We start from the raw sequence: 13,466 nt of genomic DNA, 5'->3' as shown, positions 1-13,466 counted from the left end.
CAGCGCGGTGATACAGACAGAGCCGCCGATGTCCAATTATCCGCATATTCACAGACGCCGTGAAACGCTATATTTCAGAATGTGGGTTCCTGTGCGTATGCGCCCGGTGTTAGGCCTTCGAGAGCTAACCCAATCACTAAACACCCAAAGCTATAAAGACGCGCTGCCGTTGGCTTATAGGCTGGCTAGTGAGGCAAAAATACTTTTTTTCTACCTTGATGCTGCAATGAGCCGCGAAGAATTCCAAGACGACTTTGACGAAGATTTGCTTCAGCAAGTGATTGACGAGATTGCAACTGAAGAAGGCATCGATCAGGCGCGCTTGAAGATGGTAGCCGCTCGCCAGCAAGCCGCCCGTGAGGCAAAGGCGAGGATTGCCAAAGACGCCAAGATTGAAGCACTAGAGAATGAAAATATTGAGCTTCACCGCAAGCACAAGAAAGAGCTAGAGCATGCAAAAATTTTGGCCGAGCTTGAGACTTTCCGTAAATTAACCAGCAATCAAGCCCCATCCCCTACTCTACCAGCCAACAACTTAACCGCCGCCGCACAACCAGCGGCCAAAATAGACAACGCGCCGGCACTCTCTATTGTGTTTGATGAATTTGTGAATCAATACAAAGGCAAAGGATCAAAACATGGTGAAGAGAACAAAGCTAAACTTAATGCATTCGGCGGCCTGTTCATCAGCTACATGGGCGATAAAAAAGCAGACCAACTTACCCAAAAAGATATCAATGATTTTTTCAAGCTGCTGGTTAAGTATCCTGGCGGGCGCGGCGGCCAAACACCAGCATTTAAAAGCATGACCTTTCTGGAGCGTATCGAGGATGCAAAGCAGCGCGGCGGAAATCTAATTGGACCAAAGACGTTTAATTCATCTTATGTAAGCTCGGCCAATCTGTTTTTTGAGTATTTGGCTTTGCATCACGAAGAGCTGAATATTCAACTGACAACCAAGCATATTAAATACGATAAGTTCGGTGGCACTCGTGAGGCTGGCGAAGAAAAACAGCGGTCACTAAAGACCGCCGAAGTTGAGCGGTTATTAAATCATGACCTGATGCGCGGCTATCTGGCAAAAGAAAAAGAAGCGTGCAAATACTGGCTGGCTATGATCGGCCTGTTCACAGGCGCCCGTGTTAATGAGATATGCCAACTCAACCCAAAGCACGACATCTTGAAAGATAATGATAGCGGCGTATGGTTTTTCAACTTTACCGAAGAAACCGAAGGCGGCGAAGGCGTAGAGAAATCGCATAAAAATGATTCAAGTCACCGAAAAGTTCCGATACACTCCACGCTATTAAGTTGCGGATTCGAGAGTTACCTTCACAAGATACAGTCAGCCGGGCACGATAGAATTTTCAATTACTGGAAGCCGAAAGATGGTAAGGCAAGTTACAACGCTGAAGAATTTTTTCGGGATTATTTACGCGATACTGAGTTAAGAGACGAGACGCTCAAAAAGAAAGTATTGGGTATGCACTCTCTTCGATCAACCTTTATCAGCCACCTAATTAGGCGCCTGATGGATAAAGGTCATAAAAAGCATGAAGCGGCAAAATTAATTCAGCCTCTAGTTGGTCACACAGCCGGAACGCTTGACGAAAATGGTAAGGATGTCGGCACGACTTTAGGCTATGCCGACACTGATATTATTGAAGATGTTGATAACAATTTAGGCGATTTAAGCGCCATCATTGAACAGCTAGACTATGGCGTTACATTTCCTAGCCCCTGATTAAAAAAGCGCCATTGTCGCCTTGTATCGTAGCTGCCTTGCCAATGGTTGGGTGGTTGATCTCATGCGCCAGCATTCCGGCGTGATTGGTTGTGCTGATGATGGTTGCCGCCAACAGTATGTCGGCTAGTTGGTCGATGGTGATTTGTTGCATTTTTGCATTCTCCTTTTTAAGTTTGATGTCCTTATTTGCCGATAATTTCCCTACTCTCCTTTTCAGTCATTTTAAGGAGTTGTTTCGCCAGCTTGAGTGCTTTCAAGTCTTCAGGCGTTTTAGCATGGGCCTCAGCTTCTTTCATTATCTTTGCTGAATCTTCGGCGTTGCTGGCTGTTTTTCCAGTGGAATTCACTTTGGTTTTCCTATTTTGAGATTGATGGAATTGGCAAAATATCAGACTAAATCATTGATGTAAAACAAGTAACCGGTGACTTATCACCACGAACCGAACAGTTCACTACGCTGTTTTTTAAGCTTGCTGGCGCGTTTTTCAAGCCGACATTGGCGGTTAAATTCTTTCCGCAACCGTTTGTAATAGTCTTTCGTGTGATTGATTAGAGGCTGAGATACCGCGACGATTGGCCTTTTGTCGTTGAAGTCTTTAGAGGTGCGGGAGCGTTCCTTTAAGTTGTAATCCGCCCAGTTGAGATCGGTATAGAGACGACCACGCTTAGCAAAGAGCTTTTCTCGCTTGGGTAGCGGAAGCCGTAAGCAATCGCGTTTCTCGTCTGGGTCCATTTTTCTTTCGCCGTTGAGGTCGTAGAGGGCCTGTCTGACCGCGTCCTGCTCGTCTACCCTAATAAGCATGCTGCCCTGAATGTGAGGCTGACCACGCCCCGCCATTTCAAGAGCGAACCAGAATGACACTGGGTTGTCACGCGGGCGCTGTAGAGCCTCTTTAAGCGCTTTCTGCAGTCTGTCGCGGAGAAAGTCCACCCTGTCTTTCTGCTGCCCCTGAAAACGACGCTCTAGCGCCTTGCTGGTGGTGAATACAAACGGAGTCAGCCGGTATTGTTCTTGGCTCAGTGTTTCGAGTTCTGATAAGGCTAGCTGGTAGAGGTAGGGCTTTACGATGTCGCCGCCGTAATGTATTTTTTTGTCGTCAGATATGGTGTGGCTGATCTTTGCGCTGAGCCCCTCGTAAGTGGTCGGCAGCGTGAAAGGTAACATTATGGGGCTGCCGTCTTCGTTGCTGGCGCCTGATGATACTTCTTTTGGTAGGTGATGGATTAGAAGCTCTATGTTGTGTGATGGTGTGGTGGTTAGATCATAGGTATTACCATCAGCTATATATACTAGCCCTCTCTTGGCATTCTTCCAGCTCAATGCCTTTGCAACCCTTATGCCCTCTCGTATTTGGCGGGGTCCATAAGTCGGTTTTATGGTCCTGTTTTCGTGTAAATCGCTATTTTTTTCAGCCGCCTTTCTGAGGGTTTCGCGCTGTTTTTTAGCCGCTTCGTGATTAACTGGTATCCGTGTATAATCTTTGTTCACAGTTGTTCCTTATGAAAGCCCCGGACGTTGGCGCGTCGATTGGGGCTTTTTGTTGTCCATGATCCGGGGTTTCTGTTTGAATTTGGTCCGGATTTTCAAAATGACTCTGGACGATGAATAAAATACCCTCCCCTAAGTCGGTTTTTTTCTAAGGGTATCGGTATATCGTGCCCGAGCCGTCGTTACGTCACCGCTGACTTATCAATCGAACGTCTCTATCACCTCGTCGTCATAGTTGGCGCTGATGGTTGTAGCCTGCACCATCTCCCTCTGTTGTTGATGCATCTCTTCAATCTCTTCGGCTGTCAGTTCAGAGATAGTCAAGACTGGAATAGCATCTTGATCAATGGGTTGGTCGTCAATGGCAAGGGCTTTACGTGCCGCCTCTTGAGTTAGCCTTAATGTGGTAGCGAGTGCGGCAAGTCCGCGCGTTTTGTAGTGTGCCGGCAAGGTGCTGTCAGTCATCAGGCCTTCGAGTGTTAGCGCCATTGCTTCGCGCAACCGGGCGAAGTGCGCTAGGTCGTCAACTATGACCGCTGCAATTTGCCGCTTAATGTCGTTGATGAATCCGGCATCGTTCAAAAGCTCCTGTCTGGCCTGTTCGATAGCCTCACCTGTCAATGCTCCCTTTGCTGCACGGTGCTTTTTGAAGTGCCTTGATAGGGTGCTGGCGCTGATGCCGGTCTTAGTTGATATGGCCGCGATACTGTAGCCGCCATCCCGAAGAATGACGGCCTGTTTCAGTTCGTCGGCGGTTTTGAGCCGACCTGTCATTAAGCAGCCTTTTGGGATTTAGCCTTCATTGTGGGCAGATAGCACTTGATAAACCACTCTTTCAAGTGCTGCCTGGAAAACATCGGCCTGTTATTTATGCGGATATGCGGAATGCTTCCAAACTTGGCTTTGTTGCCTCGAGGTCGTCCGCTGGCAATTGCTGAGCCTGAGTTTGGATTACGGATATTTTCGTTGATTAGCGATTGAAAATTTGGCCTGTTCTGTTTTAGGTTAAACGTTTTAACCGTCACTTCATGTAACCGATGTAGGTAGGTGGCTGCTTCAGATTTATTTAGCCAGATTGGTGTTGTGCTCATTCGAAATCCTTTCGTTTTGATCCATGATAAATTTGCTTATGCTTAGCTTGGTGTGAATATAACTCACTTCAAAATCAAGCTGGTTTGCTGGCTTCCAGTGTTCACTATTGAACAACTTTGCCAATGTTGAGCTGGGGTGAATCTCTGCCCGCCTTTCGACAAACTCTTCGATAGCCAAACAGATTTGCCCATTGATTAAATATGCGTCTTCCAGTGTGTCCGGCTCGGCTTTGCATAATGATTCGCGTAGCGCCAGCCAGTAAATAGGCGGAAGACCTATCTCGACTTGTTTACAGCCGTTGCGTTCAAGCTCTTCTTTGCGGATACGATCAAAGGCGCGTTGCCGCTGCATCTTTTCCGCTGAAGTTAAAGCCCTGACCCCATCCGGCTTTCGTCCTTGCTTCTTCAATTTACACTCCTTGTCAAATTTGTGAGGCTACATTGTAACATTATTTCGGTAATGGTGTCTAAAACATTTGCATCAAGACAGCCGTTACACTATCATTGACTACGTATTAAACGTTCGTCTTGTAATGTAGTCAAAGAGGATAAAAGTCATGGCAACCGGCAAATTTATTGCTTACTATCGAGTGAGCACACAAAAACAAGGCCAGTCGGGTTTAGGACTTGAGGCTCAACAACAAGCAGTGATGTCCTATCTGAATGGTGGACAGTGGGACTTAGCGCAAGAGTTCACTGAAGTTGAAACCGGCAAAGGCTCTGATGCCATGAACAAGCGCCCCCAACTCAAAGCTGCCATTGATGCGGCCAAAAAGCAAAAAGCTACATTAATTATCGCTAAACTTGATCGGTTGGCTCGTAATGTTCACTTTGTATCTGGCTTAATGGAGAGCAAGGTGCGTTTTGTCGCTTGTGACATGCCAGAGGCTAACGAGTTGACTATACATATCATGGCCGCATTTGCGGAACATGAGGCAAAGCGGATCAGTCAACGCACTAAAGACGCTCTGGCAATTGCTAAGACGCGCGGCGTAGTATTAGGAGCTGCTGGCGCTGCAAACCTAAAGCCGAACATTGAACAGCGCCAGCAAGCCGCCGATGAGTTTGCCAATAAGTTAAAAGGCATTATCGAGGGAATGAAGGGACTAGGACTATCTCAACGTGCCATGTGTGACGAATTGAATCAGCTTGGCATCAAAACCGCTCGCGGAGGTGCATGGTCACTGGTTCAATTACAACGAGTAAGAGCTAGGATTGAATCATGATCAAAAAATAACAAGTAGCTATCATCGTTCTCGTTTATTATTGATCGACATCATGTAATCAGCCAAAATTCATCCTATAAGAACTAACCGACATGCTTTTTGTTAATTCAAAATAGCTACACGAACAGCTTAAACTATAACTGTTTTAAGCAAAATATAGCGAGTAAATATATGGAAGATATTATAAGAATAAGACTAAAAGGCAAAGGAATAAGCCCGGGATTAATTCGCTCAAGGGAAATTGCTGAAATTCTTGAATCGATAGAAGATATGGTAATTTATGAGACCTTAAAATCTCAGCCAACTTTATCTAAGGATGATATTGTCGTTGGAATTATGGAAATTGAGGACAAAAGCATAGGATTAAATTTTAAAACCTCACTAGCAAACATTATAATTCCTATATTGATAACAACAACCCAAGCTATTAACAATAATGAGTTCGATTCTTTAACATCTAACACACTAAAATCTTTACAGACTATTTCTAATTTTTCAAGGAAGCATAATTGTGATGCAATTTTTGGAATTGGTAATCAACTTGAAATAGCCACTATTACTCCTAGCACAGAAATACCAACCCCAACCTACATTGAAGGGCTATCGGAAATAATTGGCAAGGTCATCCGTGTCGGAGGAAAAAAACCAAAAGCAATGATCGAGCTTACAGATGGGTCAACAATTTACTGCGAAGTGCCAGAAGATGTTGCAAAAGAACTTGGACATCAACTGTATTCCTTAGCCAGATTTTACGGGCTCGCGAAATGGGATTCAAAAACCCTTGAATTAGAAGAATTTAAAATAACCTCAGCAGAGGAATTTCAAAGCAAGGATGTAAATATGATATTTAAAGATTTAGCCAATATTATAGGCGATCAGTTAAACAATATTACAGATGTTGAGAAATACGTTTCAAATATTCGTTATGACGAGGACAAATAATGAAACTTATTTGTCTAGACATGCACGCTATTCTTTGGGGAATTCGGAAATACTCAACTCCGGGTCAAGAGGACATGATATTAAGAAGTGAAGCCTTTTTTTCCGAATGTCGAAAAAATAAAGTAACGATGATGATTCCGTCTATAGTTGTCGGAGAATTCCTAACGGGAATAGATTCGACCCAACACTCGTTAGTAGTTAATAAGTTGAAAGAAGGTTTTCAGATTTGCCCTTATGACTATCAGGCCTCCGCTCTTTTTGCCAAGCTTTGGCGAGAAAAAAAATACTCAGGAATAATTAAAAATACACAACACGATCTACAAGCTACTAGACAAGAACTAAAAGCTGATTGCATGATTGTAGCAACCGCCATAGCCAAAAAAGCCGATGTTATTTATAGCCACGACAACAAACTAAAAAACTTCGCCGGTGACAGTATTGAAGTAAGAGAAATACCATCTATTCCGTTTCAATGTGACGTCGATTTTGACGAGGCTTGACCACTCTTAATATTGCTATAAAAACCAATTCCAACTCTACTGATTTCTAGTGTTTTTCGTATATACAAATCAACGGTCTGGAAGACGTTAATTTCAAGGGTGAAAATTGGAAAATATCGAGGGGGGTTTCCGTATAGGGTGTAAGGAGATTTGGCTAACGAGCTGAACCAGTAAAATTGACTGTCAAAGCTGGTTGACTCAGCAGTAGAGAATGGTAAAAAGACTCTGGCACTCTTGCTGACTTGTAAGGACATGACTACAAGTCACTATCGTAAAATTACCGACCAATTACATAAAGCTATCATTCCAATAACAATCATCCGCCAACATCAATGAAAAAACACTTAGGATTTGTTGAAACTAACTTTAACGCTCTTACCTTATATGTTATTTTGCTGGCGGCAAGTCCGCTAAAGTCGGAAGCATCTTTAATTCATCAATCTAATTTCACAACCGACACTGAAACTGGCTTGGATTGGCTAGATTTAACAGTTACATCTAATAGAACTTATTCTGAAGTATTATCCGATAGCATTCTTTCTGCAGAAGGGTGGCATTACGCTAGACAAAGCGATTTACTTCTATTTATAAATCACGTCACAGGCTATGATTTCGTGACATACACTGGATATAACATATATAACACTCCTGAGGTGCTTGACCCTGTCATTGCATTATTAGGTGACACTTATAAAGTGTATTTCAATTCAATTGGCTACCCAAGCTCGCACGATTATTACGCTAAGGATGGAATTGATGCATATGCTTTTAGATCATTTGGTTATCTATATCAAGACCCGAATTTAGTTGCTACAGGTAATAATTTATTAGGTCTTATTGATCGCTATATAGCTTTTCCAACTCAAAACTTCCCACACCCGGCAAACAAAGGCTATACAAGATTGAACTACACCCTTCCAGTATGGTATCCAGCTTCAGCCGATATAGGTAGTTTTCTAATCCGCGATACTCAATTAACTCACGTGCCTTTACCGCCTGCAACTCTCATGTTCACATCCGGCCTTATTGGTCTAGGTATGTTGGGCAGAAAAAAGCGCCCAACTTAATTTCTTTTAAGTTAGCGTGAATTACACACTCAACGCTGAATGCATTATCGGAATTAAAGCCACCTTATGCGGTGGCTTTTTTATTCACAACTCCGATTGCCTTACCGATGCCTAATGGGTATCATGTGGCGGAGAGCAATGATACAGACCTTTTCTTTCAATAACAGAAAGAGCTTAATAAACAATGGGTTATGGTTTTGCGCGTATTTTCCCTAGCTCTCCGCCATATACCAAAAAGCCCTTGTTTATCAAGGGCTTTTTTGTTTCTGAGCCTCAAAAAGCGGTGTTTGCTACAAAACCCTGCTACAAAGAGGCTTGTCATTATGGCAAAAATTCCCTACCTGATAAGACGTAAAAACGTCTTTTATTTCCGCCTTGGCGTGTGATTCTATTCCCGGCCTGGGAGCCAAGAGACGGCAAAGCCTCCCTGAATTGCGTCCACAAGCTGGTCCATCATTAGCGCTCGGCCGCAATTCGTTGCAATTCGGCAATATCGATTTTTTGCATTTTAAACACCGCATCCATGACCGGTTTGGCCTTGGTGGCGTCGGCCAAAAGTTTCGGTAACAGGTTAGGCACGATTTGCCACGATACGCCGAACTTGTCCTTGAGCCAGCCGCATTGCCGGGCATTGGGATCGCCGCCTTCCGACAGCTTTTCCCAGTAGTAATCGACTTCCTGCTGCGTTTCGCAATCGACTTGCAGGGAAATCGCTTCGCTAAAAGTAAATACCGGGCCACCGTTCAACGCGGTGAAGCATTGTCCGTCGAGCTCGAAACTGACGGTCATCACCGAACCCGAAGGCATGCCATGAAGTTCGTGGCCGGACTCGGTATATCTAGCGGTATCCAGAATCTTCGAATTTTTAAAGATGTCGGTATAAAAAACGGCCGCTTCCTCGGCCTGATGGTCGAACCATAAACAAGGGGTAATTCGTTGCATATCAAGCCTCCATAAGTGTTTTTAAGGCAGCCAGGCCTTGTTCGAATTTGCCGCCGATCATCTTGTCTTGGTCAAAGAACAAGGCGCACATCAGCTTGGGTAATATTCCGGCGCTCTTGCCGCGCATGGTCTGGGTCACCCGCGTTTGCCCACCGTTTTCGGATAAGTCGAAGTCGATATCGCTACGGCCTTCGAACGGCCTGATGAAATGCATGTGATAGCGGACTTTCGTATTCGGACTGGATAGCGCGATTTCCATTTCCCCCTGGCCGATTTCCCGGTTACCGCTCCAGGCATATTTTGCCCCGATACCGCTTGCCGGCCCGTCGAAACGGCGCTGCATGCCGGGGTCGACTTTTTCCCACGCCGACCAGGTTTGGCTGATGCGCAAGTCGTTAATCATCGGAAAGATTTTTTCCGCCGTAGCGTTGATGGTGATCGAGCGCTGAATTTGAAAATCGTCAGGCTTTTTACCGACATAAACCAGAATACCGATGACTGCCAGGACGATCGCGATAAGAATGCTTTCGGTCATGAGATTTCCTGAAAAAGCTAAGTCGTAAAAATGATATGCCGCTTACCAGGCCTTGATCATCGCTATCATTTGATCGAGCGCTTTCCCCCACCCCTCCTCGAAACCCATGGCGGCATGTTGGTCGCGTCCCGCCTGGTCGGCGTGCAGAACGACCGCCAGATAGAGTGTGCCTTGCGGGTGCGGGTTTAAGATAATACCGCCGGTGAAAGCGAACGCACCGCAGCTGCCGTCGGATTCCGGCAATTCGGCCGGACGGAAGCCGGGCAGCAAGGCATTGGTCCAAACCAGCCGCTGGTTCGGCACAATTTCCAGGTAACAACCGCTGTTCGGAAACTCCCTCCCTTCCGGCGAGCGCATCACGGTGTTGAACTTGCCGCCTGGCCGCAGATCGATTTCGCAGGCCACCGTGCGCCACGGCAACGGGCAAAACCACGGTTTAAGCAAGTCCGGCGTAGTCCAAGCCGCCCAGATTTTTTCCGGTGGCACATCGACAATGCGTTCAAACCTAAGGTCAAACTCCGGGTTAAAAACGTCGCTGATTACGTTGCTCATCGTAGGCTCCTATTGATCCGCATAACAGGCTGCGGCCATCCGCTGTGGCAGTTCGCTAGGTTCTACGTCTTCAATATGCGTGCCGATGTGCCAATGATGCCCAAAAGGGTCGATCACCTGGCCGGTGCGATCTCCCCAAAAACGGTCCGCCACCAGCATCGTTTCCTTCGCGCCGGCTTGGATGGCGGCGGCAACCGTCGCATCGACGTCGGCTACATACAAAAATAGCGTGACCGGACTGCCGCCCAAGGTTTCCGGTGCTTGCGAGCCCCAGGCCGGATTTTCTTCCGACAGCATGATGGCGGCGTCGCCGATTTTGATTTCGGCATGGCCGATGCTGCCATCCGGCGCGTTCAGCCGCATGACTTCCACCGCACCGAAAACCTGCTGATAAAAATCGATCGCTTCGGCGGCGCGGCGGACAGTCAGATACGGCATTAAGGATGGGCAATGCTCGGGGACAGGGTTGACGGTTTTGCTCATGGTCTTGACTCCTTGGCTTAAGGGTTGGGTGATTTTCTCTATAGTCGAACCAGGATGTGACAAATCGACAGGGTGTGAAAAAAATTTTTTTTAGGCGGCTAATTATCTTCCATCAAAACTCAGTTGCAAAGCCAGCACAAAGCGAAGCACGCCTATTCATCCCCGGTAAATAGATGAGCGTATTTGCTCATTTGGTAGTATTTACATCTGCCAAGTAAGCTTTACCATGAGAGTACACTGGTTGAAAAAAATAATACGATTTATCAAGACAGGATCGGACAATGGTCGCTTCAGTTCGACGCGTTGCGGACAAATTGTTTAATCTGATCCAATGACTGCAATTTGATCATCATCGGCCATAATCGCCTGACAGCGATGATATACGGAATAGAAAATCCTGTACTGATCAAGAGCTTATTGTGTAGAACAACATTTGTCAGCAGATATACTGGTTAACTATCTAATTCCTTGTTGAACTTAATCGAAACGTACTAACACTCCCGTTAAATTAAATGTTAAACGGCTGCTTTCGGTTTTAACTGCTGCCACACACTGAAATCATTGAATGTCGCAAAGTGGCCTAATTGCGGTTAGCTAGAAATCGGGAAATGGAGATATTTCGGGCTATGTACGTCAGCGCACTGAAGACTTCTTGACAATTCACTATCATTAATGGTGAGTCGTTCATTGGCTCAATAACTGGTTTAATACCACCGAATTATAACTCAATATTAAATTTATAAAAAACATGAAAAAAATCATTATAGTAATTATATTCGCTGCACTTGGCATCTCTGTCAACGCAAACGCAGAATATACACAACAAACCGAAGAAACACATTCTACTCAAAGTACTCATACTCAAGGCACTGGCCGTGTATTACCACCAGAAACAACAGTTCGAGAAGTTCAAGTTCCAGGTCCAGTCCGAGAAGTTCAAGTTCCAGGCCCAGTCCGAGAAGTTCAAGTTCCTGGCCCAGTTCAAGTGATTAAAGAACCAGCTCCAGCCCCCGCGCCGAACATAAATATTAAGGTTGAAGATTAACTTAGGGAATCATTGGTCGGGCCTGACCATTCACCCCCCAATTCGCCCAGCCTACGTTCCCAAAAGCGCCGTTCCGGTTCCTGTTGAGCCTGCTGGAGCGCGATCTGATAAGCGGATTTGGCCGCTTCCGTTTGTCCAAGCCGCCGTAGCAAATCCGCCCTGGCCGAATGGGCCAGATGGTATCGAGTCAGCTCGCCCCGGCTCAGCAAAGCATCGATCAAGGCAAGGCCATTGGCCGGTCCGTCCCGCATGGCCACTGCGGCGGCACGGTTCAGTTCGATAATCGGCGAGGATTGGATGCCCAGTAACACATCGTACAGCGCGACGATTTCCCGCCAGTCCGTGACTGCCGCGCTGGAGGCGTTGGCGTGAACGGCGGCGATGGCGGCTTGCGCGGTATAGACGCCGTAACTTTGCGAGACCAACGCCAGTTCGACCAGAGCGGCGCCTTCGGCAATCCGGCTACTATCCCATAAGCTGCGATCCTGATCTTCCAGCAGCACCAAGTCGCCGGAGGGTAAGGTTCTGGCCGCTCGCCTGGATTCCTGCAGCAGCATCAACGCCAGCAGGCCGACGGCCTCCGGGTCCGGCAATAGTTCAACCAATAACCGACCCAGGCGAATGGCATCCGCCGATAGTCCGGCCGGGTCAATAAATCGCCGGAAGAAGCAAAATAGCCTTCGTTAAAAATCAGATAAATGACGTGCAACACACTGTCCAGACGTTCCGACAACCTGTCCGGCGCCGGTATTTGAGTAAGGGATGCGCGTTTCGCGGATTTTGGTTTTAGCCCGCACGATGCGTTGTGCCAGGGTCGGTGCCGGAATCAGGAAGGCGTTGGCTATGTCCTCGGTCCTTAAACCGCAAACTTCGCGCAAGGTCAACGCAATCCGAGACTCGGGCGATAACGCCGGGTGACAACAGGTAAAGATCAGCCGCAAACGGTCGTCTTCGATAGTTTCGCTGTCGTAATCAACGGTATCATCGGCGCTTAACTGGTCTTCGAATTCGTCCGGCAAAGCCGCGTACCGACTTCGGCGGCGGATAATGTCGATGCCTTTAAACCGGCCGGCCGACACCAGCCACGCTTTGGGATTGGCCGGAACGCCGTCCTTCGGCCATTGTTCCAAAGCGGCCTTGAAGGCATCCTGCAGGGCTTCTTCCGCGACATCGAAATCCTTCAGCAAACGGATCAAGGCGGCAAATACGGCACGGGCATGCGTCCGGTAAGTCGCGTCTATCATACGAACACGGGTATTGTCAGGTTGCTTCATTTCAGAATTTAAGACTGCCATCAGACCCTTTAATACCTACTCCTGATGCGGTTTCTCAGCCACGGACCGTGCTTGCGACGCGAATAAGGTACCGATGAAAAACGGATGATCGGGCCATTCGATCACCCGAATTCGCGGCAAGCGGAAGTGTACTCGAAGCCATTTTATAGGCCTACCAAGCGATGGCAAACTTCAACATCCTGAAAAATGCGTCCCGTGCATTGGCGCATCCGCGGATTTACTGTAATCAACCCGATCCCATGCTTTGGGAAAATGATTGTTATCCAAAGATGGATAGGGTAGGCACTTTATCGTGCCCACGCCGTATTATGTTTTGAACCTGGCTAGTGTCGAATTTGCGCCGGCTTTCGAGCCGAGTTTGCCTTTATTGACCAATAGACTCTTTCTTGGCTTTTTTCGCGGCTTTTTTCTCCTTAGGGCTTAGGGAGGGTTGTTTCTTGTTTTCTTTATTGCTTTTTTGCATCTTACTCATGGTGCCTGCTCCAAACTATTGATGGGGTTTTTCTGAAAATCATGGAAATGATGCCTGTTTGCCAGTGAACACCAACGAAT

At 46.7% G+C, this 13,466-nt stretch carries 17 protein-coding genes and 1 pseudogene; 6 read left to right on the top strand and 12 right to left on the bottom strand.

Going from position 1 to position 13,466, the window contains the following annotated elements; all coding sequences use genetic code 11:
• Positions 1-28 precede the first annotated feature (28 nt).
• Positions 29-1,744 carry a DUF6538 domain-containing protein gene (locus tag IVG45_RS03280; protein ID WP_196436468.1) on the top strand — a complete coding sequence of 572 codons (1,716 nt, stop codon included), beginning with the start codon at positions 29-31 and terminating at the stop codon, positions 1,742-1,744.
• Here the strand turns inward: IVG45_RS03280 and IVG45_RS03275 are convergent.
• The 6 genes from IVG45_RS03275 to IVG45_RS03250 form a co-directional block, all read right to left on the bottom strand.
• Entirely contained in the window at positions 1,734-1,898 is a 165-nt protein-coding gene (locus IVG45_RS03275) for a hypothetical protein (protein ID WP_196436467.1), read from the bottom strand. The genes IVG45_RS03280 and IVG45_RS03275 overlap by 11 nt on opposite strands.
• A gap of 31 nt (positions 1,899-1,929) precedes the next feature.
• Complete coding sequence (locus IVG45_RS03270; protein WP_196436466.1) at positions 1,930-2,094, bottom strand: hypothetical protein; 165 nt, start codon at positions 2,092-2,094, stop codon at positions 1,930-1,932.
• Positions 2,095-2,177: 83 nt separating this feature from the next.
• The gene (locus IVG45_RS03265; protein WP_196436465.1) at positions 2,178-3,236 is read right to left on the bottom strand and encodes a hypothetical protein; all 1,059 of its coding nucleotides are present in this window, start codon (positions 3,234-3,236) and stop codon (positions 2,178-2,180) included.
• 201 nt (positions 3,237-3,437) lie between these two features.
• Positions 3,438-4,010, bottom strand: a complete 573-nt coding sequence (locus tag IVG45_RS03260; RefSeq protein ID WP_196436464.1) for a hypothetical protein — start codon at positions 4,008-4,010, stop codon at positions 3,438-3,440.
• A complete protein-coding gene (locus IVG45_RS03255; RefSeq protein WP_196436463.1) occupies positions 4,010-4,327 on the bottom strand; it encodes a hypothetical protein in 318 nt (105 codons plus the stop codon). Before IVG45_RS03255 ends, IVG45_RS03260 begins: the two co-directional genes overlap by 1 nt.
• Positions 4,299-4,736, bottom strand: coding sequence for a hypothetical protein (locus tag IVG45_RS03250; RefSeq protein ID WP_196436462.1), 438 nt, complete (start codon positions 4,734-4,736; stop codon positions 4,299-4,301). Before IVG45_RS03250 ends, IVG45_RS03255 begins: the two co-directional genes overlap by 29 nt.
• A gap of 148 nt (positions 4,737-4,884) precedes the next feature.
• Here IVG45_RS03250 and IVG45_RS03245 point away from each other — a divergent pair, with 148 nt between their 5' ends.
• The 4 genes from IVG45_RS03245 (at position 4,885) to IVG45_RS03230 (ending at position 8,062) form a co-directional block, all read left to right on the top strand.
• Positions 4,885-5,553, top strand: coding sequence for a recombinase family protein (locus IVG45_RS03245; protein WP_196436461.1), 669 nt, complete (start codon positions 4,885-4,887; stop codon positions 5,551-5,553).
• A 171-nt stretch (positions 5,554-5,724) separates the two neighbouring features.
• A complete protein-coding gene (locus IVG45_RS03240) occupies positions 5,725-6,495 on the top strand; it encodes a hypothetical protein (RefSeq protein WP_196436460.1) in 771 nt (256 codons plus the stop codon).
• On the top strand, positions 6,495-6,995 hold the full coding sequence (locus tag IVG45_RS03235; RefSeq protein ID WP_196436459.1) for a type II toxin-antitoxin system VapC family toxin: 501 nt from the start codon (positions 6,495-6,497) through the stop codon (positions 6,993-6,995). The genes IVG45_RS03240 and IVG45_RS03235 overlap by 1 nt, the downstream gene beginning before the upstream one ends.
• Before the next feature lie 332 nt (positions 6,996-7,327).
• On the top strand, positions 7,328-8,062 hold the full coding sequence (locus tag IVG45_RS03230; protein WP_196436458.1) for a VPLPA-CTERM sorting domain-containing protein: 735 nt from the start codon (positions 7,328-7,330) through the stop codon (positions 8,060-8,062).
• Positions 8,063-8,518: 456 nt separating this feature from the next.
• On the opposite strand, the gene IVG45_RS03225 is transcribed toward IVG45_RS03230, so the two are convergent.
• Genes IVG45_RS03225 through IVG45_RS03210 form a run of 4 tightly spaced genes read right to left on the bottom strand, consistent with a single transcriptional unit; the run spans position 8,519 to position 10,574 of the window.
• Positions 8,519-9,004, bottom strand: coding sequence for a VOC family protein (locus tag IVG45_RS03225; protein ID WP_196436457.1), 486 nt, complete (start codon positions 9,002-9,004; stop codon positions 8,519-8,521).
• A 1-nt stretch (position 9,005) separates the two neighbouring features.
• Complete coding sequence (locus tag IVG45_RS03220; RefSeq protein ID WP_196436456.1) at positions 9,006-9,539, bottom strand: SRPBCC family protein; 534 nt, start codon at positions 9,537-9,539, stop codon at positions 9,006-9,008.
• A gap of 42 nt (positions 9,540-9,581) precedes the next feature.
• The gene (locus IVG45_RS03215; protein ID WP_196436455.1) at positions 9,582-10,091 is read right to left on the bottom strand and encodes an SRPBCC family protein; all 510 of its coding nucleotides are present in this window, start codon (positions 10,089-10,091) and stop codon (positions 9,582-9,584) included.
• A gap of 9 nt (positions 10,092-10,100) precedes the next feature.
• Positions 10,101-10,574, bottom strand: a complete 474-nt coding sequence (locus IVG45_RS03210) for a VOC family protein (RefSeq protein ID WP_196436454.1) — start codon at positions 10,572-10,574, stop codon at positions 10,101-10,103.
• A gap of 748 nt (positions 10,575-11,322) precedes the next feature.
• Between IVG45_RS03210 and IVG45_RS03205 the strand changes: the two genes are divergently transcribed.
• Positions 11,323-11,619: a hypothetical protein gene (locus tag IVG45_RS03205; RefSeq protein WP_196436453.1), complete on the top strand. Its 297-nt coding sequence runs from the start codon at positions 11,323-11,325 to the stop codon at positions 11,617-11,619.
• On the opposite strand, the pseudogene IVG45_RS22545 reads toward IVG45_RS03205, so the two are convergent.
• Together IVG45_RS22545 and IVG45_RS22540 are read right to left on the bottom strand one after the other, a co-directional pair.
• Positions 11,616-12,331 (bottom strand): annotated as a pseudogene (locus tag IVG45_RS22545) (RNA polymerase sigma factor). The gene IVG45_RS03205 and the pseudogene IVG45_RS22545 sit on opposite strands and share 4 nt — an antisense overlap.
• Positions 12,303-12,893 (bottom strand): sigma factor-like helix-turn-helix DNA-binding protein, encoded by a 591-nt coding sequence (locus IVG45_RS22540; protein ID WP_230874734.1) that lies wholly within the window; start codon positions 12,891-12,893, stop codon positions 12,303-12,305. The pseudogene IVG45_RS22545 and the gene IVG45_RS22540 overlap by 29 nt, the downstream one beginning before the upstream one ends.
• Positions 12,894-13,466: the final 573 nt, after the last annotated feature.

This window comes from Methylomonas sp. LL1 (genome assembly GCF_015711015.1).
Taxonomy (GTDB): Bacteria; Pseudomonadota; Gammaproteobacteria; order Methylococcales; family Methylomonadaceae; genus Methylomonas.
This window is presented reverse-complemented; position numbering and strand designations above follow the sequence as displayed.